Here is a 25919-nt window from a genome sequence, read left to right on the forward strand (position 1 = left end):
ATAACGCAACGGCCTCATTATCACTCATGCTCAAGCAACTCAAACTGGCTACAATGGTTAAAAAATGGGATGCGTTGGCAATAAAGCTGTTAAAGAGTACCACCAACAGGCAGTTTATCTCTTCTCACCATTTAACCAAGAGTGGTGCACTTATTATCTGAATTCGGGGGAAAAAACCAACGAACCATACCCCACCGCTGAGCAAACTACGCCATTATCGTGGTTTTGGTAACCGGCGCAATACAATGAAAATTTTAGACTACAGATTATAAGGCTCATGAACTGCCTATAACAAGATTATCAACATATTTCATACAATCTTTTTCTTTTTGAACCTTTCTGCTATCTTTTCAACACCTATTTCCTTTAATAATTGCAGCTTTAGGAGGTATGCAGCTATTAGCCATGCAGCTAGACTAACAGCACTAGTAAATATAAGGATTATGAAATTGTTGTTAGTCAGCATGTAAACACCTTCCTTTGCAAAAAGTGCACTAAGCATGCAAATAGCCCCACAGCTGACACATTTAGCGTGGTATTTCGCAAATTGTAGAGGTATTATCCCGAAAAGTTTTTTTGCGTAGTAACTAACTAATATAATTCTTAGAATATTTGCAAATACGAATGCCAAAGCAATCGCCTCAAGGCCGTGTTCAAATAGAAAAAACACAAGTAAAGAAAGAACGACCGTAACACCCATTGCAATGTAAAATGCTATGGTTTCTTTTCCTTTAGAAATAAATATGCTGTTTGAAAGCGAGTGGAAGCTTTTTACAGTAGCCCAAACAGCGAGAACTTCAATTATTGGAGCGCTTTCAACCCATTGATTGCCGAAGAAAAACAAAATCACTTCATCACTTAGAACAAAAACCAAAGCCATAAAGGGTAGAAGAATAGAGGATGTTAATTCAGAGGCTTTAGTATAGGCCCCCACAATATCTCCATTCTCTCTATTCACCCTCGAAAGATATGGCAACGACAAGCCCGCTATACCTTTAACAAGGGTTACTTGCGCAAAATCTAAAATACCAATTGCTCTTGAAAAAAGTGCAACCATTGTTGGCGTCCCAAGCTTTCCTATAATCAAGTCGGGAACAATAAGGTTGAGCCTAGTAAACAAGTTAATGAATGTAATGAAAAAACCAAATCGCCCCATCAATCTAAGGTTTGAAAATCTAGGAATCAGCGAGACATTTTTATAATTGACAAGCAAGTGACCAGCAAATTGCGTTAAGCTATTTGTAATCATTGCTAACGCTATCGCGAAATAGCTAAAATCAAACTGTATAAAAATAAACAGAGAGAGAATCTGTGATAATCCTGCGACAAACTCAATTATAGCTATTGTTTTATACCCTAAGTTTCTTTGGAGGAATGCACTAGAAACGGATATATATGGGCTAAAAAAGAACCCTATAGATAACAACAATACTAATTGTCTTAGATCAGCATTTTCAAACCATGCAGAAGCAGGTTCCGACAATAGGCACATTAAAAAACCAAGACCCCATGATATGATTATACTTATACCCAAGGCGCTTCTTATGTCTTCAGGGCTAAGTTCTTTTTTTCGAATAACATAAGGCCCAACACCAAAGTTCTTAAGGTTCTCGGCAATTATCATAAGTGAACCTGCTATAGCGAAAACCCCAACCTCTTCTGGACTAAGCAATCTTGCAGTTGCAATTACAACAACTAAACTCAATACTGCTGTAACATAGCCCCCCAAGATTGAATGAACCAGTGCCTTTTTAACGCTAATCAAATTCTTTTCTCACTAGGTTAACAATTGTTTTTTCAGTTTTACTCACTGATTGATAACTCATTTTCAATCATCGAATAAACTTCGGTCATTTTTTCTTTCGAAATCCTATGGTTAGTTACTATATTGCTAAAGTCATAGTCCTTTAAATCAGTTGGAAGCATATGCACTTCAACAATAGGTAGATCCATGCCGAGCATATAATCGCTGTATTTAACTCCATCTCCATGCACTGTTTCTCCAGCCCCTGTAAAGGTAACCATAGAACATGGTATTCCATAAGCTTGACATAGAATAAAACAATGCATAGCAGACGTAATTACGCATTCATATTCATGAAGCTTATCAATAAAGGCCTCAATTTTCACAGGTGAGCTCATTAAAATAGAAGTCTCATCACAACTATCAGGTAGTTGTAACGTTAAATTTCGATGGGTAAAGTGCCTAACAAGTAATAATTTTTTGTTATTTATTACTTTTTTAACTGGTTGATAAAGTAAAGGCATAACGCAAGCAGGATCACCGTATCGTTTTGGGCAGTTGCCACCAGAAGCAATTACCCTCTCTCTAGTTTTAGGTCCTCGAACAAAGACATATTTTGCATCTTGAGCGAGAGTAGCATCCATCGACGAGATCCCTGTTCCGAGCACTATAGATTTGCACTGGGTAAACTTCCCAATTGACCCTATACAAAAAAAATGAGGAGCATCTAGTTGAGACTGCATATCTACAAAAGAAATTCTCATTTTTCCAATTTTGCTAAGTACATATGGAGATAACCAATCTCCCATATTGCCTGGCTCGGGTTCCGTCCACCATGCAAGCTTGATAATCTTATTTACGTCTTCCTTACCTGTATCGATATAGCAGAGAAATGATTCTGCTAACTCTATGCTTTTACTCTTTTCTAAAGTATTTTTGCAAAAAAAGTAATCTGAATGAATGATTTTATCTACTTTCTTATAGTCCCCGTTTCTTGCTGCTTTAATAAGCCTTTCCTTGAATTGCAGACTGGGATGGTCATGCAATCTTAGTATGGTTCCTACCATTACCTTTTTTAACGATAGTGGTAATAAGTTATGATAAATCCACGAAACAATTTTTTTCACTAGTACATCCTTGGAAAGGAACTTTTTATAAGCTCTGTATTTTAACTTTGTTGTCATACATACCAACAGTATGATATCCGATAACCTTGTTTAACTGTATCCGCGAGCGTTTGCTTTGACGCTCACTTAGCCAGCCTCCATTAAACTGGTCCACATACTCATTTACCACAAAAGCCATACTTTTTGAGAAGATGCGAACGCTGTAGTCTAAATCCTCATTTTTGTTGACTGAGTAAGCGGTTAAGCGCATCAGCTCGGCCTGCGCCCACCACACCGGCGCAGTAACAATAAGGTTACCGTCATAATCACTTCTCGCAGCCAAGCTGCCTGATTGGTCGTCCCAACCTGTTTTCATTGCATAATCATACAGACGTTCTGCTACGTTTCTAAAATGGCTATCCAGACCTTTATCTATCGCTGAATGCAGTAAATAAGCCCATTCAACCTGGTGGCCCAACTCAACATAGCCGCCTTCGCTAATAGTTAATGGCACGTTAACATTAACGTAGTTTTCCGCTAAAAAACCTTGCTTCTGAATTAACTCGTCTTCTATAAACTGAGCTATAAATTCAATATCCTGCCATACACTTGGACTTTGCGTTACATCATACAACACAAGCAATGCCTCGAATAAATGCATAAGTGGGTTGATTGACCACGTATTGGTAAAAGTAGGGGTTAAGTTGGCTTGCTGTGCCTCTCTAGCAAGCGTTAACCCGACAGATACGTCACCAAGCATCCAGGTTTTAAGTGCAGCTTCTAAATAGCGCTTATCCTTCGAAACCCGATAGGCATGCGCCATCGCGAAAATAGCAAAAGATGTACTATACTCTTTTGGTCCGTAGCGTTTGTCAGTATTGTATCGATTAATACTTGAATGCCACAGCACTTTTGTGTCATCAAACATGGTTATAAGCATTACATCAGCACTCTCAACCATTGCATTTAGGTAACGATTCTCTTGTGTTACATCGTATCCCTTAGCAAACAGGTATACCTGCCTTGCCTGACTGTAAGACTCAACCGACTCGGTAGGGACGACCTGCCAATTGGCATCAAAGGTTTGAACCATAAAGTTGCTGTTTTTCTCTGCCCAGTTAAGCCTGGGGTCGATTAACTCTAACATCTGAGATTTGGCCAACTCAGAGCTAAGAATTAGCCCTGTTTTCTTGTTTGCATCACCACAGCCAACGAGTGCCATGCTAAGTAGACATAGTATTGGAAGTATGAGTAATCTTTGTATCATTGTATTGTACTTGTCCTATGCCAGCTTGTGGGCAAATGCTGTAAAACCAATTGTTTTAGCCTAACCAAATGATACTGCTTGCTAACAATAAGGAGTAAGGCAAACAATAGAGCGTACACCAAACCGAACATAATCAACTCGGTGGCCGATTGAATATAATGACTAAGCGTCACATGTGCGTTTGGAAACGGCTCACTTGCCAGTATCCAGGCAGGCGCCATAGCGGCACCGCTAAACCCTGCTATCAGAGCGCAAAGTAACACTATAGGCATTAACAAGCGCCAATGCCCTGCAAATAGCCAAACAAGCAATATCAACGCCGTTGCCAGCCCTGTAACAGATCGCGCCCAAGCCAATTGAAGTAGGCTATATTCATGAGAAACCGCCCACGCAAGCGCTAGCCCGACAGTGACGAGAGACAACAAATCGAACGTAAACAAAAACTGTACCTTACCCATCGCAATTAGGGCGGCATCCAGTACCTGAACAATGCACCAGTAAAAAAACAGGATAGACAGCACGGGCAAAAGCTCAGCGGCAATACGCCAGTTCTCGCCAAGTAACACATACACAATTGGCTTTGCGTAAAACGCTAGGGCAGTAAGTAAAGGAATGCTGATAGCAAACACTACCAATAACGAAAACGCGACATTATTAAGCAACTCTGCTTGGTTATCTCTGTCATTTTTAAAAACGGCGAGTAACGGCTCAATAGCCGGGTTTAGCAAATAATGGGCTGGCATCATGGCCAGATCGCGAGCCATATGGTAATTACCCAGCAAACTGGCATTAAACGTTTTAGCTACAATAAAGGTGTCGATTTGTGAGCGCGCATAACCTAACAAATGCTTTCCCAACATCCACTGGGAAAACGCCCACTGCAGTTTTATATGTTTAAGCGTAAAGTGCGGTTTGCCTTTTAATATAATAAACGACAATACCAAGCCGAATAATGCAACCAGCAAATCGGTGGCTAAAAATGCCCAGTAATTACCTAAAACAATCGCAAGTAAAATTAATACCGGCAACGCAAACAATCTTTCCAATAACGAGAGCCAAAAAAGTGGTTTAAAGCGCAACTGCCGTTTTAGCAGCATGAGTTTATGGGTTTTTAAGGCCTGTAGTGGCAGAATCACTGCACTCACCCTAATGGCATCAGTTAAATGAACCGCATCAAAAAAGCCCGCAATAAAGGGCGCGCTAACAACAATACCGAGCGCAATAATGACTTTTAGCAACAAGTTTAGCGACCATGCCGTGTGTACATCCAAATACGTAACGGTGTTTTTTTGGATGATGTACTGCTCACTCGCTGCATGCGAAAGAATATCAAACAAGTACAAGATCATGCTTACAATGGCTATGAAACCGAAGTCTTCAGGTGTAAGTATGCGCGCAACGATGAATATACTGATTAAGCCAAGCGTTTTGCCCAGTAACTTAGCAGCAACTGAAAAAAATGCGCTGTTGACTACGCGATTGGCATCAGACATTGGCCTGGCTTTCCCGTCCGTTCAATGGCACTACGGGTGCCATTGCACAAAACAGCATAAAGAAGAACCACATTCCCGTTCGCGCCGAATCGGTTGGATCGCCAAACAAGCCAAAGGCAAACTGACTGGCTAAAAAAGCGCTAAACACGGCCGAAGGTAAACTGAACAACTGGTTGTTGCGATAGAAGGTAAAGTAGGCAGACACAATTAATGCAGCGATTAGCAACACGCCAAGTACACCAAACTGATAAGCAAAACTAAGATAAATGTTTTTAACATGCCAAACCAAATGCTCAAAGTCGTAGTAAAAAAACCAGAAGTCGCTGCCATTGTCGAATGATGGATTGTGGAGTAACTGCTGTCCATAGGCGTCGGTAAGCGTTATCGACTCCACAATCAGTGGCATCTTACCTACGGTCGCTTTAATGGTGAGCGCGGCGGGGAGAGCAAACAGGCTATCTGGCGTTGCAGTAAGTCCCATCAAGTAGGTTTTACTCTGCCCTTCGATTGTCACAGGTAAGCTCTGTCTGACAGTATTTCCACATCCACCGGCCCAAAACTCAAAAATAATCATGTTACGCCTACACAGCGCTACTGCCACTCTTACTTCTTCAGTTGCCTTGTATGCTATTTCAAACAGATAGGCGCCTTGATTATCTAAACTCAGCCGTTGTGAGAACAGCAGATCTGAACCGGGAATTATTGTTAACGTTTCTTGCTGTTTGTTAAACTCGAATGTACCTATTTTGTCTAGCTCGCCGGCACCTGATAACGCGTAATTTGTCGGCATGGTACCTAAGCCATGCCCGAATAGAATATCAGAGGTATTCCACCTGCCACTGTCGATTATGCCTTGCCAGTGCTCAAGACGAGTATTTAAATCGCTTGTGCTGGTTTCAGCACGTATGTTAATTCGAGCACCTGAGAAAGCCGCTGCGAGTAATACACTAACAAGTAATAAAACAGTAGTTTCCATTCCAATTCGCGCTAAGTCTGCTTCCCGTTTGCGGTTAAACATAAACACACCAACAAAAGCTAACAATGGTAAAGCAATACCAAAATACAGTGATGGGTCTGACACAGTACCTTTATCTACCCACTGACTGTTTTGAAAACTATCGAGATTAAGATAAGTAAAACCTAGATAGGCTAATATTAAAATAGGCAACGTAATAAGAGTGTTTATACGGCGCTGTGTACTTAAGAGGAGAGTGAGTGCGTATAGAAATCCGGCAGAGAGCTCGGCATAGTAACCGCTGAATTTATGCAACTGATATACAGCGTAGAAAAGCAACGCGTAGCTAGTTACGTTGCCAAACACCATCGCTAAAGATAAATTATTAGCAGATGGCCTAGAAGCGTTGCCGCCTGTTTCCGATACAGCAGCACTGCGCCATTTTTGCAAAAAGTACATAACGCAAAGCACGGCAATAGCAATAAAACTAGCAGCGTAAGTTGCACGGGTAAAACCCATTAACACACCATACATTACACCCACCACGGCGCCGATTGCGGTAAATCGAGCGACATTATTTTTAAAGTAAAAACAAGCGCCGAGTGTTAGTGGCAGCAAAATCAGATACATGCCGTCGATACTCTCACCACCAGTATGCATACCACTTATAATGCCTGTAGTACGATAAGCTGAGCTTAGGTTGAAGAAGGTATTAACCTTGGTGTAAATGTCTGCGCCAGAAAAAAGCGTTCCAAGCACTTGTTTTTCCCACATAATAACCACAAACATTACAAAACCACCCAGCATAGCGGCCAGTAACAAATGCTTTAATGCTCTTTCGGGCTCATCTGCTTTTTGTTGATAAAAAACCCACGACAGCAGTAATGCCCAAAGCAAGCCTTTAAAAATAACCAACCCATTTAACGGGGTAACATAAAAGTTTGAGTGCATCGGGCTAAACGCACTTAACCAACTCAAATCAAAAGATGTAAATAAGCAGAGGAATACCACACCACTAGCAATGTAAAAGTGGCGAGTATTTTTTTGGCGCTTTTTATTAATTAGTAAAAAGTAAATGCCCGTAGCGGCAACAAAAAAATCAAGTTCGTCTGCGATGTATCGGCCAGTCCAAGGGGCTAAGTTAACTGCTATCGTTATGAATAAGAGAACATATAACCAAAGAAACGGAAATAGCCTTAACGCAAACAAGTACATCACAACTGAAACTATCAATGCTATTTGATATGCAGGAAAAGTAGCTATTCCATAAACCAAGAATGCTGATAATAACAACGCAAATATTAGGCTTATCATATTGCGCCCATATGATATGGCGTTAGTCATGACGAGTTTAACTCCTAAACTGAGCTAGCATTATTATGTTTGATAGCATCATTCAAAACCCATTAACAACAACTGTTATTGCTCTCTCTAACTCTCCGGTATAGTGCCCCTCTGCGGCAAGCACGAACATTCTTCCGCCACTGGCATTTCCCAAAAGCACATTTTTCAATTGATGTACTTTGGTTTTTATGGCACTGGTAAACAACAAATCATCTACTTCATACCACCTCACAACACTCAGCTTTTCACCACTTACCGACACCACGTTATAAACAGTAAACGTAGTATCATTTATTACTAGCTGTTGTGTCTCTGCCAATGAGTAGCGTTCAGGGTCGAAAATGCGATGTAAGTCGCTCACTAACTCATTATCTTGCTCACTGAACCATGCAGAATAAACTTTAACGCTACAATGTGTACCGCTTAAATAAATACTTTTTACTGCATCTGCATTTACAATAATTGGTTGCCAAGACGTAGTGCTGCAGCTTTCACCTTTTAATTCAGAGAGTAATGGCTTTGATGGTGCACTTGCTGTTTCATTAGCGCTTGCTATATTCATCGTCCAAGCCGTACTTACAATAAACAAAGCAAATAAAACTGTAAAAATAGTAAAATTGATTGAAGGTTTTGTATGCGCTGAATAGTCTTGCATCTCTGGTTGAGCAGACTCACGCATCAACTCGCCAATACCCAGTAAACACACTATAACAAAGGCAAAGAAAAACCAGCCATAAATAAGATGGTCAGCGCCGGCGGCATACTCCATATCTGTCCAATAGGCAATTAAGATAATGCCATATACGCGTACAATGTTCGCCAATACAGGGAAAATTAAGGATATCGCAACAAAAGTGGCTCTGCGCTTGGCCGATACCAAGTTTAAATAAGCGTACAAACTCCCTATCACAAAACTAGCAATAAAAAAGCTGACGCCAGAACAGGCCTCTGCGACTAAAAAGCGCCCTTGAGGTATTTCTATATACAAACCACTTCTGAATAAGGGCACGCCTGTTAACTGTAACAAAATAACAGAGCCGTCTGCGGCAATTTCTTGAAGATAAGGAATAAGCTGCTCGCCAACGGGAATACTGAACAGCATAAATATCAGTGGAAAAAGAATGGTTTTCGCGGCTTTTGTACCTATCAATAACCAAATAAGTGCAGGTAGTAATGTAAAAGTAGCTGTGTGAAGAAACAGCTGTATGTCCCCAGCTATGCCTATAATGTAGAGAAGTAGTGCGGGAATGATAACAATAAAGGCAATCGGAGAACTTTGAAAAGGCTGTGCCAATAGAGTTTTGCGCTTTAAGTAAATAAGGTAAAGAGCGCCAGGTACAATAAAGAAGCCATGATTAAATATTTCATTGCCGTACCATATTTCAACTACGGTGCTAAGTCCCTGCCAGCAAAATACCAACCATAAGCAGAATACCGTAAAGCCAGATATAAAGAATACTTTGTTTTCAGCAAGCGACGAGGTCAATGAGCCCCTTTTCTTTTCTTTCAGCGCTTCACTTTTACTCATGAATATTTCCTTGCCCTGTTTTCTTATTATTTAGGCTTATTTAATGTCGTATGCTTCGCGCATCGTTACCCAATTAAAGTCGTTGAGCAACTTTTCTACCTTGCCTTCCATTTTGGATAAGTTGATGTAATGGCGGGCTTTTGATTTCCATGGTGCATTTTCAAATTTTGGCTGCTGAGCATCTATTTCCCACGGATGAAAGTAAAAGCTATAAGGAGCTTCCTCGGTTTTCATGAACTCATTTATACGGCGTTTCGATAACCAATAAGGATAAAGTCTGAAATAGCCACCACCGCCAATTCCGATATTGGTCTCTTTTTTCCGTATGGTGGGTATAGGAATTTCAATTAGCCCGTTATCCCGTTTATACTTAAATCGCGGCCATTCGGGCACGCCATACAAATCGTGGTTAATTGGGTAGGTGCTTGATGAGTAGGTGAAACCCAACTCTTTTAAAATATCGTAAGCCCATGTATTGGAGTCGTTAATTGAAAAACTGGGGGCCCTATAACCTTTCAGTTTCACTCCGCCAATATTTTCTAAAATATCTTTACTCTGCCTTACATCTTCACGAAATTGATCTTCAGACATTGTAGTGGCTCGCTGATGCGCCAAACCATGACTGGCTAACTCATGTCCCTCATTAACAATACGCTTAATTACCTCTGGACAACGCTGCGCGACCCAACCAAGGGTAAAAAAAGTACTTTTAACGTTATTTTTCGCAAACAAATCAAGAAGTCGATTGGTGTTGTCTCCTACCCGTAAGCTTATGCTGTCCCAATCTTTCTTTTGTATAACGCCTTCAAATGCAGAAACCTGAAAATAGTCTTCAACATCCACTGTCATCGCATTTAAACGATTATCTAATTTCATTTTTTAACGACCCTTCCCAAACAAGACAATTTCAACGGTTCTAATCAGGATCAGAATATCAAGAAGTAAACTTTGATGCTTAACGTAGTAAAGATCAAACTTGAGTTTCTCCATAGAGTCTTCAACGCTTGCGCCATATGGGTAGTTGAGCTGTGCCCAACCCGCCAAGCCAGGCTTCACGTTATGGCGTTGATTGTAATAAGGAACTTCACGCACTAACTGTTCTACAAACTGTGGGCGCTCTGGACGGGGGCCAATAAAAGACATTTCGCCCTTAAACACATTGAGAAGCTGAGGCAGCTCGTCTACGCGATATTTACGAATAAAATTGCCTATGCGCGTAACCCGAGTGTCATTTTTGCTGGCCCATTTTGCACCATCTTTTTCCGCGTCTGGGCGCATACTGCGAAATTTTATAATATTGAAAAGCTTACCGTTTAGGCCAACGCGCTCTTGCTTGTAAAATACTGATACGCCTGTTCTGCGCCCATCGTCCAGGTAAATTACCAATGCAGTAAACAACATAATGGGCCACACAAAGAAAAATATTACGAAAGCTATTAAAGCGTTGAATGTGTAATCGAGTGAATCTCGCAGGTAGTTTTGGGTTTGAAAGCCGTTCGAATAGATAACCCAGCTTGGGTACATAAGATTAACCACGATTTGGCCAGTCTCACGCTCCATAAAATCTAGCAGTTCGGTCACCTCTATACCTCGCAACCTGCACTCGAATAACACCTCAACGGGTAAAGTGCCACGACGCTGATCGCAGGCTATCACTATCTCTTCAATTTCATTGTCTGATATAAACTGCTGAAAGCTTTCATCTATTTTAAGATGAATGAGCTTTTCTTTTCGTATTCCTTCTTCGCGGTTATCTCCGGGAATTGGAACAAACCCGACGAGTTCGAAGCCTATTCTGTCCACGTCTCTGCGCATTCGCTTTTCGATGATTGACGCTCGCTCGCCTGCACCTAAAACTAAAATTCTGGCCTTTCCAAGCCCTAGAAGTCCTAAACGGTTTGTAAAATAGCGAAATATCACTAGCGTAATTATTATCGCACTAACGGCTGCGGGTAAAAAATAAGGATCCATAAGAAGGTTATCGAAAAATGCACGGCTTAGTACTTCAACTAAGAAGTAACTCAACCCTACACTTACGAATATTCTGCGTATAATACCGCGGAAAGTTTCTCGCAACTTAGCTTCGTACAATCCAACTGAAAGTGAGCAAAGCAGTATAGCAACAGTTAACATGCCAACATTAACTATAAGCTTCTCAATGGAGACGGGCGATGACATTTCCATTTGCGTAAGAATAAAATGAGAAATATACCCCATGTAAGAGATAAGCAACGCTTCAGATAGCACTAAAATGTTTGAACGTTTACTTTGATTACGTTTATTACTTGCCACCCCTGGCCTCCAAAAAAACTACATCACTTCGTCTATCATAAAGGGATTTATTGCAATAGACTAGAATTGTTATTGGCATTATAGTGACGTTTCCCGTAGGGTAAACGTGAAAAGCACAAAATAACCATAATGAGTGTAGGAAGATCTCTTATGTTCCGTTCTAAAAAGCTATCTAAATGTTGTATCTCTCTTGTTTTACTTGGCTTATATGGCTGTAGCAATACAGGGGTTCTACCTGAAGCTACTACAAGAGCATCACTAACCACAGACGTCAATGCATACCAGTATTTAATTGGCCCCGGCGACTCTTTAACCATTTTTGTTTGGCGGAACCCAGAGGTATCTGGGCAGTTTATTGTTAGGCCTGATGGTAAAGTAACCACTTCTCTTGTCGAAGATATTGATGTAGCGGGTAAAACGCCAACAATGCTAGCTCGACAAATTGAAGAGCAACTTAGCAAATATATTAATAACCCCAGAGTGACGGTAAGTGTTAACAACTTTACTGGGCCATTGAGCGAACAAGTTCGTGTTATTGGCGAAGCGACAAACCCCAGTGCGGTCAGCTACACCGAACACATGACACTGCTTGATTTAATGATTGCCGTGGGCGGTTTAACCGAGTTTGCAAACGGTAACAATGCTAAATTAGTGCGTGTAATTAATGGCAATCAACGCACCTACGAAATTAATATCGATGACTTGATCAGAGATGGAGATATTTCTGAAAACGTAGATATGTTACCTGGCGATATCGTTATAATACCAGAAGCTTGGTTTTAAACTTTAATCAAAAGCCAATGTATAAGTAGTTAACGGAACAAAACACAATATGCAGGATTTACAACAAACGCTTACCCAAATTCTCGATTATGTGAAAGGAGTTTGGATAAAAAAGCGTTACGTAATTATATTTTCATGGCTGATATGTCCTATCGGCTTTTTTTATGTCGCCTCTTTACCCGACACATACCAGTCTAAAGCGCAGGTTTTTGTTGATACTCGCTCGGTATTGCAGCCTCTTCTTCGAGGTTTGGCGATACAAACCAACCCCGATCAAGAAATTCAGATGATGGCAAAAACATTACTAAGTAGAAGTAATGTTGAAAAAATTGCTCGTGAAAGTGATTTAGACATAACAACTGCAACAGAGGCCGAGTTCGAAAACCTTGTTACATCGCTATCTAAAGATATAAACCTATCTTCTACCGGCAGAAGTAACATTTATAACATTTCATTCTCTAATGAAAAGCCTCTCATTGCTCAGCGTGTTGTGCAGGAAACATTAGACTTATTTGTTGAAGGCTCTTTAGGCAATAGTAGAAGAGATACTGACACCGCTGGCAGATTTTTAGACGAACAAATTGCAGAATACGAATCACGGCTAGCAGAAGCCGAGCAGCGCTTGGCCAACTTTAAGCGCCAATACAACGACATTTTACCGTTATCTGGTACCTACTACTCCAGACTTCAAGGGTTAAATGGCGAACTTGAAGCGACTCAATTACAAATTAAGCAGACTCAACAGCAAGCAGCATCGCTAAATGAACAAATAAGCGGCGCAAAACGCACCGATAACTTTGGGGTTACCAACCAAGAAGAGCCTGCCCTACGCACTCGCTATGACGAGCGAATTAGAGGTTTAGAAGAAGAATTAGACAGACTTACTTTGCGTTTTACCGATTTACACCCTGATGTTGTAGAAACCAAAGCATTGTTAGAAAGCTTAGAAAAAGCTCGTGCTCAAGAGATAGATGCCTTTTTAAATCAGTCTGATGAAAATGGTAGCCAACCACTCACCGAACTCAACAGAGAGATTAAGCTTGAAGCTAGCAGACTTCAAAGCCAAATAGCTTCACTTCGTGTTAAAGAGTCTGATTTACAAAGCAAGATTGTAGAGTTAGAGAGCAAGGTAGACTTAATACCGCAAATAGAGGCTGAGTCTACAGCGCTTAACCGAGACTACAGCGTCACTCAGCAGAAATATCAAGAGTTACTATCGCGTAAAGAATCTGCAGACCTTTCAAGGCGTGCTGATGTTTCATCAGAAGACCTTCAGTTTCGAATTATTGAACCACCATTGCTACCTAAGCGCCCCTCAGGCCCAAATCGCTTAATATTCTATACAGCGGTGCTTGTAATTGGCTTTGGCGCCGGTATTGCAGTTGCGTTCTTAGTAAGTCAGCTAAACCCCATACTGATAAGGCCTAAACAATTGCTAACAGTGTCAGACTTCCCTATTTGGGGCACTGTTACTCACTTGAACATAGAACATATAAAGAAACGTAACCGAACGCGGTTAATTGTTTTCTTAATGTCTAGCGGTGCAATTTTAGCCATGTACAGTATTTTAGTGGCGGCAGAAATTATGAACATTGACTTATTTGGAGGGCTAGTTTAATGAAAAACACCATAGAAAAAGCACTCCAGAAACAAAAACAGGCCAAAGCAGCGGAACTTGAGAGTGCGAAGAGCGCTGAAGAAGTTAACGTGGCGAAAGAGCTTCCTGCAGAAGCCAAGAGTGTACTTACTGGCAACGCAGAAATTACTGTTGAAGAGAAAGCGGCAAGTTCTGAAACAATCGTAACAACAGAGAGAAAAACGCATGAGCAATACGGGTTCTCCATTGATTTAGAGCGTTTGGATAAAAATGGTCATATATCGCTAAATGGCGAACGAAAGCAGATAAACGAAGAATACCGTGAAATAAAGCGCAAGCTATTAGCGAACTCTTTTGGAGCCTTATCAAAAACACTGCACAACCCTAACATTATTATGGTAACCAGTAGCCGTCCGTCAGAGGGCAAAACGTTTACTGCTACAAACCTGGCTATGAGTATTGCTTCTGAGCAAGATAAAACTGTTTTATTAGTGGATGCTGATGTACTTAAGCCAAATGTGCTTAGAACATTAGGCCTGGAGAACAGACAAGGGCTTATGGAGTATTTAAAAGGTGACGTAGAAGACATTGCTGACGTACTCTATCCCACCAATATTGATAAGCTTAAGATAATTCCTGCTGGTCGCTCACACCACCTGTCTACTGAATTACTTGCTAGTCAAAAAATGCACGATACTGTAGATGAGTTTGCAAACCGCTATCCAGACCGAATTGTTATTTTTGATACTCCACCACTAATCGGAATAAACGAGAGTGCTATTTTGGCAAACTTTGCCGGCCAAGCCGTAGTGGTTGTTGAAGAAGGAAAAGCTAAAATGTCAGACATTAAATTGTCTGTCGAGCGGCTTAATCCGGAAATGGCGATAGGGTTTGTGGTTAATAAGTCGGTACATAACGATACTGATGGAAGCGGATATTATGGATATTATTATGCCGAGCGCACGAATTAACACACATACCAATAGACTTGTAGCTGCTTTGTCATCTGCGGCAGCCTTGACTTTCAGTGGGCATGCAAGCGCTAACTTAGAAGTAACGGCAACAGCGTCTGCAGAAAGTGTATTTCAAGATGTTGATTCACAAGAAAACGGCACATTTTCGTTTACAACGCTTTCAATTAATCCCGCAGTAAATGCGTCTTATCAATCGCGAACGTTTAACGGTTTGTGGCAGGGTAAACTTACGCACCTTGAACGCGACCAAAACGATGCAAGTCGAGAAGACACCTACGGTGAGTACAGCTATTCAGCAAATTGGGCACCGCTTGATGAGCTGCTCGTTTTTCAGGCCTCTGGAGCGCTAAATTATCAAAATGCTCAAGCGGGTAATTTTTTGGTTTCTGATTTTTTTACCAATGCCGATGCACTGGCAAAAACCCGCTCAAACAGAATAGGCGTTACTAGTACAATTTCCCAAGGGGATTGGGTTCGCGGTACCGGGCAAGCCTCTTATTCTGACGTCGCCTCTGAGCGAAATGCTTTAAACAACGGGTTTGCGCTGAACAACGACACTTATCAGCTTTCCGGCACCCTAACTAACGGCGACCAGGCTAAGTACTTTATATGGAATATTACCGGCAGTTTTCAAAATACCGATAGGGCACAAGCTAATCAGGGAGAATTTGTTTCACGCAATGCTTCTGGGTTTGCAGATATTCACTTTCTACCAAATTGGGCTGTGAGGGTTACCGGGACACACGAGGGCAATCAGATATCAGCTCGTACTGACACGTCCAGCCTAGTACGTGAATTTGACTCTTATGGTGCGGGTATTACCTATCGTCAAAGCACAAACCGCTTCATATCATTAACAGCTAACACCACAAGTTCAGACTTAGAGGATGATGACAACGAAACCTTTGTGGGATTAGACGCCCAGTGGGCTTTAAGTGCTCGAACACAAATTTCAGCGACTTACGGTAGACGTTTCTTTGGCGAAACCGCTTCTGCAAACATCAACTATAACTCAAAGTACTTTCGAACTGCTTTCGGTTACTCTGAAGACGTTACTAACGTATCACGATTGCTTGCAAACCCAGAAAATTTGGGGGTATTTGTGTGCCCCGCTAATTCCGGCTCTATTGCCAGTTGTTTCCAGCCCAATAGCTTAAGCTATGTGCCAAACGCAGATGAACAGTTTGTTCAGATAACCACACAAAACTTAGAATTTAATGACGATATTATTATTCGTAAAGCAAGTAACTTTCAGATGGGATATGACTTTTCACGAATCACTGTTGGTATGTCTTTTCGTTACTCTGAAGACGATGCTATTGACCAAGACAGGCTAACTCGGACTTATTCTGTAGGCTCTACTCTTGCGTACCAGTTAGGTAGTTACACCAATATTAATGCCAGCGTTAACTACGCAGAGATAACTCAGCGGTCAGACACTTTTGAAGGTGGAGACAGTGAAAACTGGAATGCTTCACTTGGGTTAGAGAGAACCTTCGGTAGGTCGCTTACCGTGAACGCAGATTTGAATTATGTTGATAGAAGCGGCGACCTTTTGAACGGCGGAGGTGGCGTTGGCAACGGCTTCTTCGGTGCAAACTTCACTGATAGACGCTTAACACTTGGCGTAACCTATACTTTCGATTGATTTGTTTTATTTATACAAATACGATAGTACGAAGCCACACGAAAACATTGTTTTGCTTTGGTGAGGGCAAAATTACATTGCCCTTTTCTTTAATCCACAAACACAAACCTGTATCGTTTAAACTGCTTTAATTTAAAATAGGTCAGCTTTAAAAAACTGTAGCATAATACATTAACTGTGCATCACTCCGCTTTACTATCATCACTCTTCAGCCTCACATAAGTCTTAAATTTCTTCTTCATCAGCTTATCAACATACTGAGTCATTTTGACTTTTTGCGATATGGCATCATCTAGCGCGTCCACCAGCTCAGCCAACATATCAAGGTAATACTTTGTATCGCGAATAACGTTGCCCTCTGGCGTCATTATCGTTTTACTTTCTGGGCTGTCGGCAAAGCCCATGTGCTCAGTCACCTCTGCGCCTGACTTATCAGGCTCGAACATTTCAGCCTTCACTTCTTCAATCACTTCATCGATAGACTCAGCGTTGAAGGTATCTAGTTCTTCTAAAAAGCCGTAAAGCATGATTCTATCCATCAGGGTATTCACTTTGCGCGGAATACCGCGAGTGAATAGATGGATTCGCTCAAACGCTTCATCAGAGAAAAGCTGTGCACCGTTCCATCCAGCATGATGCAATCGGTACTCAATATAGGCTCTGCACTCTTCCAAGGTTAAAGGAGCCAAATGACACGATGCAACGATGCGCTGCCTAAACTGCTCCATATTAGGGGCGCGCAATATAGGCTGCAGTTCTTCTTGCCCTAATAAAAAACTTTGAATAAGCGGCTTACCATTGAATTGAAAATTGCTCAGCATACGAAGCTCTTCAATAGACTCTAATGGCAAATTTTGTGCCTCATCTACTAAAAGGAGTGCTCGACGTCCTGCTCGGTTTAGCTCAAACAGGAAAATTTCTAAGGCTTTTAAGATGTCTGCTTTGCTTCTGCCTTCAGTAGCAATATCAAATTTCGACGCCACCATTTTCACGAGCTCATCTGGCGACAGCTTTGGTGTTACAATTTGCGCAGCGGCGATATCGTCTTCAAGCTCTTCAAGCAGGCTATTGGCAACTGTGGTCTTCCCTGTGCCTATGCCGCCCGTTATCACGATAAACCCTTCGGCTTGCGACAATCCATATTGTAGGTATGACATTGCTCTTTTGTGCCACTTACTGGCAAAGAAAAAAGCAGGGTCAGGCGTTAGCTGAAACGGTTTCGAGTTAAGTCCGTAATAACTTTCGTACATGAAAAATACCGTGTGATGTGGCTGTTATTAACGCGTAGAAAATAACGCGCATCTCTGTTTATTTTAGCCGTTTATGTTAAACGTTTATGTCAGCTATTTATGTAAGCTACAAATTCCCAGCAAAAATGCTAGACGGTGTATATTACAACACCTTTTACCAACCCTAGCCCAGCTTATTTTTTGTTATTCGTTCAATAATACCTGTGGTCGAAACGCCATCGGCAAAACTAAGTACTTTCACTTCTCCACCGTTTTTTATAACGTCCGTACCACCCGCTATTTGGCTAACGCTGTAATCGCCACCTTTAACCAACACATCAGGCAGTAACCTAGCAATAATACGCTGGGGCGTGTCTTCGCTAAAGGGCACAACCCAATCTACTGCACTTAATCCTGCTAGCACAGCCATTCTTCGGCTTTCGTTATTTACTGGTCGGCCAGGCCCTTTAAGCTTGGTTACCGAACTGTCAGTATTCACCGCAACAATTAACCTATCTCCTAACTGAGACGCCTCTTCCAAATAGGAAACATGGCCCGCGTGAAGGATATCAAAGCAACCGTTGGTCATTACAATGCGCTCACCTCGCTCTTTTGCTGCTTTTACCGCAATAGCGAGCTGATCTTCATTCATTACACCGCCATCTAAATGAACAGACTCTTCACCCAAAGCTAGCGCTAGCTCTGTGTTCGACACTGTAGAGGTACCCAATTTACCTACCACCACGCTTGCGGCCAAATTAGCCAGCACGCAGGACGCTTGAAGGGGAAGCTTACTCGCCATTCCCACTGCAATGGTAGACACTACCGTATCCCCAGCGCCGGTGACGTCGTACACTTCTTTTGCTTTAGCGGGCAAATGAAATTCTGTATTGTCACCCTCAAACAATGTCATACCGTCTTCAGAACGGGTAACTAGCAGCGCGCCTATATTAAGATTTTCTTTTAATTTACTTGCTTTTTCTACTAGCTCTTGTTCAGAACCTACTTCACCAACCACGCCCTGAAGCTCATCCCTATTAGGCGTAATAAGCGATGCACCTGCGTATTTTTTGAAATCGCTTCCTTTGGGGTCTACAACCACCCGCTTACCTTTCGCTAGCGCTTTTTCAATTAATGCCTCAGGATTACTTAAACATCCTTTTGCATAGTCGCTTAAAATAACAATATCGGCTATGTCTAGCGCATTATCAAAGGCCTGCTCTAACGCCGATTTGTCAGTATTAGCGAAACTTTTTTCAAAATCTAAACGCAGTAACTGCTGATTGCGGCTCATTACTCTAAGCTTTGTGATCGTATCGAAACCATCGACGGGGAAGAACTCACAGTTAATGTCGTGAGTGTGCAGACGTTCTTTTAGAATGTTGGCGTTTTCATCATTGCCGCACATACCCAGTAATGTCACTTTTGCACCTAACGTAGCTACATTTACCGCTACATTGGCGGCGCCGCCTGGGCGGTCTTCTACACTATTTACGTTAACAACAGGTACGGGGGCTTCTGGAGATATGCGCCCAGTACCGCCACTCCAATACCGGTCTAACATGAGGTCGCCGACAATAAGCACGTTCGCTTTGGTAAAATCTGGTAATATCATGGCACAACAACCCTTTCCGATCTTTAATTCTATTGGAACCAGTATAACAGCCATGTCGAGCAATACCCACAAGCGAGATAATCTCTCTGAAGCAAAGGCCGATACTGCCTGGTACTTGTATTTGATAGAAAACAGACTAGGGCAACTTTACACAGGTATTACTACCGATCCCAAAAGGCGAATAGCTCAGCATAGGGGAGAAAAGGTGGGCGGAGCAAAAGCACTGAAAGGTAAAAGTCCTCTTACCTTTCGTGCTATTTTTCAACTATCAAATAAGTCGGAAGCTGCCGTGCTTGAGTGTAAGGTTAAAAAGTTAACGCGAACTCAGAAAAACTACATTATTCAGTCTGGCAAACTTGAACTGATGAATAAGGGCAATATGCTCAAACTCACTTGCATAAGGGCCGAACTAGTAGACTAGCTACCCACCCAAAACCGCATTGATAATCATGGCATTACCAATGCTCAACGTGAAACCTAACGCGGCCACACCGATGTTGTGCTGCTGATCAACTTCTTGACGGAAGTTCATACCAAAAAGAATAATCTTCTTATTCGCCAGCACTAACAAATGCAAGGCGATAGTTAAGCCCACGCTCACCAATAACCATCCGGTCACGTTACTGACATAACCCGTAGGCTCGTAAATAAGTAAGTTCTTCGCTGCAGACACTATCATTGCAGTACCCAACAGGTTCCCTGCATGTTCTATGGCCAACGCTATTTGGCCTCCTTCCAGCGCACCTTGAAAAGAGTCATTCTGATTGTCCTTAGCATACCTAAATTCAAGTATGCGGGTCATCACTAGCAGCATGGTCAACACCACCGCAAACCCCGTCACAATGGCGATAACCGCATTCATGTCGCTACCGTTCACCCACAGCATAATATTACGAAGCACAATGGCGCTTGCAACTAAGCTAGCTGCGTCCACAAGGGCAACACTTACACTGCGCTCTGCAATCATTTCAGGGGTATCGACTTTGTTAAGCACGAGTTTGTCGTGAGCATAACGTCCAAACTTTACCAGTATTATGCCTACAAGACCGAAGGTTAGCATGGCAACTGCAGCATCTTTATAGCCCATACCCACATGCCGCCCTACAACTGAACTCAGCACAATACACAGCGACAACATGCCTCCGGCAATGCTTATACCAAAAGCGAAATTATCTTTTACACCAAGCTCATCGGTTACTGATGTTTTCCTAAACGCCCCCGTTAACCACTTCATTACCATTAAAAGCGCGAGTGCTATGCCCACGTCCATGGCGAGGTAAATCAACAATTCTTCGGTAAGGGGTACTAGTTTTACTAAAGCTTCCACGCTATCTTTGCTCCTTGCACTTTACCAACTGAATAAACAATCTATTCATCGGCCAGCGAAACCGTCATTTTTTACCCGGTTTAGTTTTCATTCGCTGGCATACATTGCTACTACGCATCGTAAAGTGATTAATTTTACAAGACTTGAGGTTAATGCGAGTATTATGCCAATAGAAAAGGAAAATAGCATGGCTAACGTTGAACTAGCTGAACAGTATTGGCAAAAATTAGTGTCAGTTTACGAAGACGGGAGCATAAAAAACAGCACAGCAAAGTACCCGAACGAAGAACATCATGAAGGAATAGAAAGACATAGCCAAGACTTATTGACACATAATTTGGCGGATAATTTGACGCACGATTTTGCGCACAATAAAGCGGAAATTCTTACCGCATTTTCTCGTTCAGCGTTTTTAGCAGAGCACCTTATTCAGTATCCCCACACGTTAGAGAGAGTGCTTACTCTGCCTCCTTCTGATAATCACTCTTGCAATCTTTCTAGCAGCCAAAATGATACTGTTGGCAGAGCCCCTTCAGAGAACGTTTCACATCATTATCGCGCCGAGGTTTCAAAACGCTTAGAAGGCGTCAAAACTGAAGATGAGCTGTTGTCAGCGTTACGGGAGTGCAGAAATACTGAGATGGCTCGCATAACCTATGCTGATGTGTTAAATAAACAAGCTATTTTAACCTCTCTCGCTCAAGTCTCCGCCCTTGCCGATACACTAATAGTTGCCGCCTATAACTGGCTATATAAAGATGCAGCAGCGCGATACGGCATACCCGTATCAACTCATAGCACAGGGCTTTATCCAAAAGACGGCTCTGGCCAAAGCACAGCACCCTACCCAGCACATATGTATATTTTAGGTATGGGCAAACTAGGTGGTAGAGAGCTTAACTTTTCTTCCGACATTGACCTTATTTTTGCCTATCCTGAAAAAGGCGAAACTCAAGGGGGTCGAAAAAGTATTGAAAACCAGCAATTTTTCACCAAGCTAGCGCAAAAGCTAATTCAATCACTGAATAAAATAACAACCGATGGGCAGGTGTACCGCGTAGATATGCGATTGCGTCCCTTTGGCGACTCTGGGCCGTTGGTTATGCACTTTGCTGCCATGGAAGATTATTATCAAGACCAAGGCCGCCATTGGGAAAGATTTGCAATGGTAAAAGCCCGTATTATCAATGATGATAATTCTGACGATGCACAGGCACTTAAAGACATCCTCAAACCCTTTACCTTTCGCCGTTACCTCGACTTCACTACTCTTGATGCCTTGCGCAACATGAAAAAGTTAATAGCCACAGAGATCAGGCGTAGAAAGCTGAGCAATAATATTAAGCTGGGGGCCGGCGGCATTCGCGAAGTAGAGTTTTTCGCTCAAAGTTTTCAACTCATCCATGGTGGCAGAGAGCCAAGCCTTCAAAGTAAGTCACTACTTACTACGCTTACCGCGCTTTCAGATATGGACATTGTTGAGCAAGATGTCACGCAAGAATTAAGAGACAGCTATCTGTTTCTTCGCAAAGTAGAGCATACGTTGCAACAGTGTCGCGACAAACAAACCCAAACACTGCCAGATTCCGATTGGGAGCAAGAGGCTCTCATAGCGGTTATGGGCTTTGAAACATACGAGCATTTTCTAGACGCGCTAAGTGCCACAATGAAAACCATCCATGGGCATTTTAATGAGCTTGTGGAAGAATCTCATGAAACTCATTCTGATGAAGATAAGCTGTTCGGTGCATGCCAAGACGCATGGCAACTAACGTTAGAAAGCGATGAATTTATAGATGCTTTTAACGATCATCTTTCAAACCGTGAGGCCATGGGTATTTTCAACATGCTGATAGAGTTTAAAGATACTCAGCGCAATTACCGAATTGGACAGCGTGGAGAAGATACCCTCACAAAACTACTGCCTGAAATTCTCTATGTACTGGTTGTTCAGCATCCGACGAACTCTGTTCAGGTTTTATCACGATTGCTAGGCGTGATTGAGGCTATAACGGGTCGCACAACCTACCTTGATTTGTTGCTCGAAAACCCTGACGTGCTGAAGCAATTGGTAAAGCTATGTGAGAGAAGTGGCTGGGTTGCGCAAGAAATCAAACGCTTTCCACTGCTATTGGACGAGCTCCTTACCCCGTTGTATTTGGGCCAGCAAAACACCGATGTTGCCACCAGTAAAAGAGAATACGAGCAAGATCTCAGGCAGTCTATGCTTCGCATTGAGCAAGATGACGTGGAGCTACTTATGGATGCCTGGCGTCAGTTTAAGTTGTGTCAACAGCTTCGAATTGCCGCTAGCGATATCAGTGACTCACTTCCCATTGCCAATGTAAGCGACAAATTGACTGTATTAGCTGAAGTGATATTGGAAAATATTGTCAGCGCCGCGTGGATGCAAATGAGTGAACGCTACGGCACGCCATCCCACTTAGAAGGCACTGATAAGGGGTTCGGCGTTGTAGGTTACGGAAAGCTTGGAGGCTATGAATTAGGCTATGGCTCTGATTTAGACTTAGTATTTTTACACAATGCGCCAAGCGGTATAACTACAAACGGTAAAAAGCAGATAGAAGCTCAGCAGTTTTATATTAAACTGGCCCAGCGTATTATGCATTTATTGAACACAAAAACGTTATTCGGACAGCTGTACGAGACTGATTTACGCTTGCGCCCCTCGGGTAATGCTGGCCTGCTGTGCTGCCATGTAAATGGTTTTGAAAAATACCAAAATGAGGAAGCGTGGACCTGGGAACATCAGGCATTGGTAAGAGCCAGAGCCATATGCGGAGATAGCAGTGTCATTGAAGCATTCAATGCCGTGCGCAAGCGAGTACTGACGAAACAACGAGAGCCATCAAGCCTTGCTGAAGATGTGTGTAAAATGCGAATAAAAATGCGTGAGCATTTATTGTCTAAAACCGAGCAAAAAGTAGATTTAAAACAGTGCGTAGGCGGTATTACTGATATTGAATTTATGACCCAATACTGGGTACTCTCGAATTCTCATAAGATTGAATCGATGACGCAGTTTACCGATAACCTACGCATTTTAGAAAATGCCGTTGAAAATGACATTATCGAAGCAAACACCGCCAAAAGCTTGCAAAAAGCCTACTTGAAACTCAGAGAGCAGTATCACCATTTAACGCTGGCCGATTCAAAATTTGCGGATCAAACCGAAGAGCTGGATGCAATACGTCAAAAGGTGAAAAAACATTGGGAAAAACTGTTTGGAGAAAGCACGAGTAAGTAGACACTAATAGCTAATACGTAAAAAAAATCTGCTTAGATATTACTGCACTGTTAATTCACTCACGCTAATTCAACTCACGCGCTATTAATTCACGTGCTTACATTGGTTTTTAAGTAGCTTAGTTTCTTCTGCCGTTACCACTAAAGAGCGCTGTTCTGCGCACAAATACGCTTTTACTTCGCCCTCAAAACTGCTGTCTATTGCATTTGCAATGCTCGCTAACGACCCCGATACAGTATTGTCTAACTGAAACTGATACTTTATCACGAAGTCTTGCTCTAAATTCCATATTAGCTGCATTCCCTCGTCTTGAGCGTACTGAGAAATAGCCTCACGCAGTGTATTTCCCTCTTGAAACGTGCGGAATTTATGCTCACCAGTCCAATTCGACTCTACTGGGCGTGTTTTACTCGCCATTTTTTCTAGCTTGCTATCAAGGTTAGGATCCACGCCAGCAATGTCTAACACAAAATCCCCCTGCTCTTCTTTTAAAGGATCGGTTGCCGACATTCTAAACTCACGGTAAAACTCGCTGAGACCTTTTGATACCGACTTTTCTTCCTTTTGACTTTCGGGCACAGGAGCCGACTCCTTAACCTCAAGAAAATAGATGAGTATGCCAGCGGCGACAACTAGCACTACTGCCAGTATGATTTGTTTCGCCCAAAAAGATGTACTTGAGTAGCTTTGTTGCCCCATGAAACTTAATACCTAACTGTTGTTCTTTAAGTGAAAGCCGCTGTGTAGAAACGGCTCAACGTAATGCTCTTACCTTGAACTCTTTTCCCTGCTATTGCCATAGTTCATTCTTATTAATAGAGCGATGGAGACGTTTTAGACGGCCTCGTTTTAAATCTTTTGTGCATCCATAAGTAGCTCTCGGGCTGCTCTTTTATCGCTTTATCAATATGCTCATTGAGCAACGTCAACGCGGCATGATCTTCCATTTCACCGAGGCCGAGTAACGGTGGAAAGACTTTAATTTTATAACCACGCTTTGTATATTGCGAAGTAATTAACATGGGAACACTCTCGGAGCGACGAATAAACATCAAGGTCGCGGTTGTTGTGGCCGTATATTCAACTCCACCAAATGGAACAAAAATACTTTGCTTCGCCCCATAGTCTTGGTCCGGTAAATAAAGGCAAAGCTCTTTGTCGTCCATTGCAGCTAGCAACGCTTTCGCATTTCGTTTATCAATCATGTATTTGTTCGACTGATTGCGACCATGATATTGAAGATAGTCTATAAGAGGATTGTTGTGTTTACGGTAAAATGCCACGCTAGGATATGAATAGCCAATACCACGGCACGCAAACTCTACATTCATATTATGCAGAGCCATACCAAATACGCCCTTACCTTGGGCTTTAGCCGCTTCTATATGTTCGGCGCCTTCTATTTCGAATGCTCGCTGCACCCTCCAAGTAGGCCACCACCAGCCCATGGCTGTTTCAAAAAGCGCCATGCCCGTACGGCGAATATTTTCATTGTATAAACGGTCTACTTCATCGCTCGATAAAGCGGGGTTCCAAAGCTCGATGTTTCGCTTGGCTACTTTTGCACGCTTAGGTACGATAATCGCAATTAGCTTACCAGCACCCGCTCCAATACCTCTTATAATAGGCAGCGGTAACCAAGTGATGATATAGAGCAAACCTACAGCGAGCCATACCAACCAATAGCGTGGACCAAGAAAAGAGAGGGTGAATTTAGGAGCTTTTATTGCCGCAGCCAAGGTGTGTTTC

General features: G+C 42.2%; 19 protein-coding genes. 6 read left to right on the forward strand and 13 right to left on the reverse strand.

Annotated elements, in window-relative coordinates:
- Positions 1–310: 310 nt before the first annotated feature.
- The 8 genes from V7R39_RS07895 to V7R39_RS07930 all read right to left on the reverse strand — a co-directional run bounded on the left by V7R39_RS07895 (position 311) and on the right by V7R39_RS07930 (position 11729).
- The gene (locus tag V7R39_RS07895) at positions 311–1765 is read right to left on the reverse strand and encodes an oligosaccharide flippase family protein (protein WP_334029872.1); all 1455 of its coding nucleotides are present in this window, start codon (positions 1763–1765) and stop codon (positions 311–313) included.
- A 38-nt stretch (positions 1766–1803) separates the two neighbouring features.
- Positions 1804–2871: a polysaccharide pyruvyl transferase family protein gene (locus V7R39_RS07900; RefSeq protein ID WP_334029873.1), complete on the reverse strand. Its 1068-nt coding sequence runs from the start codon at positions 2869–2871 to the stop codon at positions 1804–1806.
- 25 nt (positions 2872–2896) lie between these two features.
- A complete protein-coding gene (locus V7R39_RS07905) occupies positions 2897–4117 on the reverse strand; it encodes an AGE family epimerase/isomerase (RefSeq protein WP_334029874.1) in 1221 nt (406 codons plus the stop codon).
- On the reverse strand, positions 4114–5610 hold the full coding sequence (locus tag V7R39_RS07910) for an oligosaccharide flippase family protein (RefSeq protein WP_334029875.1): 1497 nt from the start codon (positions 5608–5610) through the stop codon (positions 4114–4116). The genes V7R39_RS07905 and V7R39_RS07910 overlap by 4 nt, the downstream gene beginning before the upstream one ends.
- Entirely contained in the window at positions 5603–7516 is a 1914-nt protein-coding gene (locus V7R39_RS07915) for a hypothetical protein (RefSeq protein ID WP_334029877.1), read from the reverse strand. The genes V7R39_RS07910 and V7R39_RS07915 overlap by 8 nt, the downstream gene beginning before the upstream one ends.
- Positions 7517–7961: 445 nt before the next feature.
- The gene (gene xrtA / locus V7R39_RS07920) at positions 7962–9437 is read right to left on the reverse strand and encodes an exosortase A (RefSeq protein ID WP_334029879.1); all 1476 of its coding nucleotides are present in this window, start codon (positions 9435–9437) and stop codon (positions 7962–7964) included.
- 36 nt (positions 9438–9473) lie between these two features.
- Positions 9474–10313, reverse strand: coding sequence for an XrtA system polysaccharide deacetylase (locus tag V7R39_RS07925; protein WP_334029881.1), 840 nt, complete (start codon positions 10311–10313; stop codon positions 9474–9476).
- Between the two features lie 3 nt (positions 10314–10316).
- Positions 10317–11729, reverse strand: a complete 1413-nt coding sequence (locus V7R39_RS07930; protein WP_287009276.1) for a TIGR03013 family XrtA/PEP-CTERM system glycosyltransferase — start codon at positions 11727–11729, stop codon at positions 10317–10319.
- Between the two features lie 150 nt (positions 11730–11879).
- Between V7R39_RS07930 and V7R39_RS07935 the strand changes: the two genes are divergently transcribed.
- Genes V7R39_RS07935 through V7R39_RS07950 form a run of 4 tightly spaced genes read left to right on the forward strand, consistent with a single transcriptional unit; the run spans position 11880 to position 16731 of the window.
- A complete protein-coding gene (locus V7R39_RS07935; protein WP_334029885.1) occupies positions 11880–12512 on the forward strand; it encodes an XrtA/PEP-CTERM system exopolysaccharide export protein in 633 nt (210 codons plus the stop codon).
- 49 nt (positions 12513–12561) lie between these two features.
- Positions 12562–14130 carry an XrtA system polysaccharide chain length determinant gene (locus V7R39_RS07940; protein ID WP_334029887.1) on the forward strand — a complete coding sequence of 523 codons (1569 nt, stop codon included), beginning with the start codon at positions 12562–12564 and terminating at the stop codon, positions 14128–14130.
- The gene (locus V7R39_RS07945) at positions 14130–15080 is read left to right on the forward strand and encodes an XrtA-associated tyrosine autokinase (RefSeq protein WP_334029889.1); all 951 of its coding nucleotides are present in this window, start codon (positions 14130–14132) and stop codon (positions 15078–15080) included. Before V7R39_RS07940 ends, V7R39_RS07945 begins: the two co-directional genes overlap by 1 nt.
- Positions 15034–16731, forward strand: a complete 1698-nt coding sequence (locus V7R39_RS07950; RefSeq protein WP_334029890.1) for a TIGR03016 family PEP-CTERM system-associated outer membrane protein — start codon at positions 15034–15036, stop codon at positions 16729–16731. Before V7R39_RS07945 ends, V7R39_RS07950 begins: the two co-directional genes overlap by 47 nt.
- Before the next feature lie 182 nt (positions 16732–16913).
- On the opposite strand, the gene V7R39_RS07955 is transcribed toward V7R39_RS07950, so the two are convergent.
- Both V7R39_RS07955 and hldE read right to left on the reverse strand, forming a co-directional pair.
- Entirely contained in the window at positions 16914–17981 is a 1068-nt protein-coding gene (locus V7R39_RS07955) for an XrtA/PEP-CTERM system-associated ATPase (protein WP_334029892.1), read from the reverse strand.
- A gap of 163 nt (positions 17982–18144) precedes the next feature.
- Positions 18145–19575 carry a bifunctional D-glycero-beta-D-manno-heptose-7-phosphate kinase/D-glycero-beta-D-manno-heptose 1-phosphate adenylyltransferase HldE gene (hldE, locus tag V7R39_RS07960; protein ID WP_334029893.1) on the reverse strand — a complete coding sequence of 477 codons (1431 nt, stop codon included), beginning with the start codon at positions 19573–19575 and terminating at the stop codon, positions 18145–18147.
- Between hldE and V7R39_RS07965 the strand changes: the two genes are divergently transcribed.
- On the forward strand, positions 19574–19996 hold the full coding sequence (locus tag V7R39_RS07965; RefSeq protein ID WP_334029894.1) for a GIY-YIG nuclease family protein: 423 nt from the start codon (positions 19574–19576) through the stop codon (positions 19994–19996). The two genes, hldE and V7R39_RS07965, sit on opposite strands and share 2 nt — an antisense overlap.
- On the opposite strand, the gene V7R39_RS07970 is transcribed toward V7R39_RS07965, so the two are convergent.
- Positions 19997–20902 carry a DUF350 domain-containing protein gene (locus tag V7R39_RS07970; RefSeq protein WP_163104851.1) on the reverse strand — a complete coding sequence of 302 codons (906 nt, stop codon included), beginning with the start codon at positions 20900–20902 and terminating at the stop codon, positions 19997–19999.
- A 163-nt stretch (positions 20903–21065) separates the two neighbouring features.
- Between V7R39_RS07970 and glnE the strand changes: the two genes are divergently transcribed.
- A complete protein-coding gene (gene glnE, locus V7R39_RS07975) occupies positions 21066–24170 on the forward strand; it encodes a bifunctional [glutamate--ammonia ligase]-adenylyl-L-tyrosine phosphorylase/[glutamate--ammonia-ligase] adenylyltransferase (protein ID WP_334029896.1) in 3105 nt (1034 codons plus the stop codon).
- Positions 24171–24254: 84 nt separating this feature from the next.
- Here glnE and V7R39_RS07980 read toward each other — a convergent pair whose 3' ends face one another.
- Both V7R39_RS07980 and lpxL read right to left on the reverse strand, forming a co-directional pair.
- On the reverse strand, positions 24255–24869 hold the full coding sequence (locus V7R39_RS07980; RefSeq protein WP_334029897.1) for a TcpQ domain-containing protein: 615 nt from the start codon (positions 24867–24869) through the stop codon (positions 24255–24257).
- 113 nt (positions 24870–24982) lie between these two features.
- Positions 24983–25909, reverse strand: coding sequence for an LpxL/LpxP family Kdo(2)-lipid IV(A) lauroyl/palmitoleoyl acyltransferase (gene lpxL / locus V7R39_RS07985; protein ID WP_334029898.1), 927 nt, complete (start codon positions 25907–25909; stop codon positions 24983–24985).
- Positions 25910–25919: the final 10 nt, after the last annotated feature.

Source organism: Alteromonas sp. P256, from assembly GCF_036864455.1.
GTDB lineage: Bacteria > Pseudomonadota > Gammaproteobacteria > Enterobacterales > Alteromonadaceae > Alteromonas.

What these genes read in the sequence shown, in the direction of transcription:
- V7R39_RS07950 (WP_334029890.1), top strand. Translation starts at nt 15,034, where the DNA reads ATGGAAGCGGATATTATGGATATTATTATGCCGAGCGCACGAATTAAC.
- hldE (WP_334029893.1), bottom strand. Translation starts at nt 19,575, where the DNA reads ATGATATTACCAGATTTTACCAAAGCGAACGTGCTTATTGTCGGCGAC.
- xrtA (WP_334029879.1), bottom strand. Translation starts at nt 9,437, where the DNA reads ATGAGTAAAAGTGAAGCGCTGAAAGAAAAGAAAAGGGGCTCATTGACC.
- V7R39_RS07915 (WP_334029877.1), bottom strand. Translation starts at nt 7,516, where the DNA reads ATGCACTCAAACTTTTATGTTACCCCGTTAAATGGGTTGGTTATTTTT.
- glnE (WP_334029896.1), top strand. Translation starts at nt 21,066, where the DNA reads ATGCCAATAGAAAAGGAAAATAGCATGGCTAACGTTGAACTAGCTGAA.
- V7R39_RS07965 (WP_334029894.1), top strand. Translation starts at nt 19,574, where the DNA reads ATGGCACAACAACCCTTTCCGATCTTTAATTCTATTGGAACCAGTATA.
- V7R39_RS07980 (WP_334029897.1), bottom strand. Translation starts at nt 24,869, where the DNA reads ATGGGGCAACAAAGCTACTCAAGTACATCTTTTTGGGCGAAACAAATC.
- V7R39_RS07945 (WP_334029889.1), top strand. Translation starts at nt 14,130, where the DNA reads ATGAAAAACACCATAGAAAAAGCACTCCAGAAACAAAAACAGGCCAAA.
- V7R39_RS07925 (WP_334029881.1), bottom strand. Translation starts at nt 10,313, where the DNA reads ATGAAATTAGATAATCGTTTAAATGCGATGACAGTGGATGTTGAAGAC.
- V7R39_RS07935 (WP_334029885.1), top strand. Translation starts at nt 11,880, where the DNA reads ATGTTCCGTTCTAAAAAGCTATCTAAATGTTGTATCTCTCTTGTTTTA.
- V7R39_RS07955 (WP_334029892.1), bottom strand. Translation starts at nt 17,981, where the DNA reads ATGTACGAAAGTTATTACGGACTTAACTCGAAACCGTTTCAGCTAACG.
- V7R39_RS07905 (WP_334029874.1), bottom strand. Translation starts at nt 4,117, where the DNA reads ATGATACAAAGATTACTCATACTTCCAATACTATGTCTACTTAGCATG.
- V7R39_RS07940 (WP_334029887.1), top strand. Translation starts at nt 12,562, where the DNA reads ATGCAGGATTTACAACAAACGCTTACCCAAATTCTCGATTATGTGAAA.
- V7R39_RS07910 (WP_334029875.1), bottom strand. Translation starts at nt 5,610, where the DNA reads ATGTCTGATGCCAATCGCGTAGTCAACAGCGCATTTTTTTCAGTTGCT.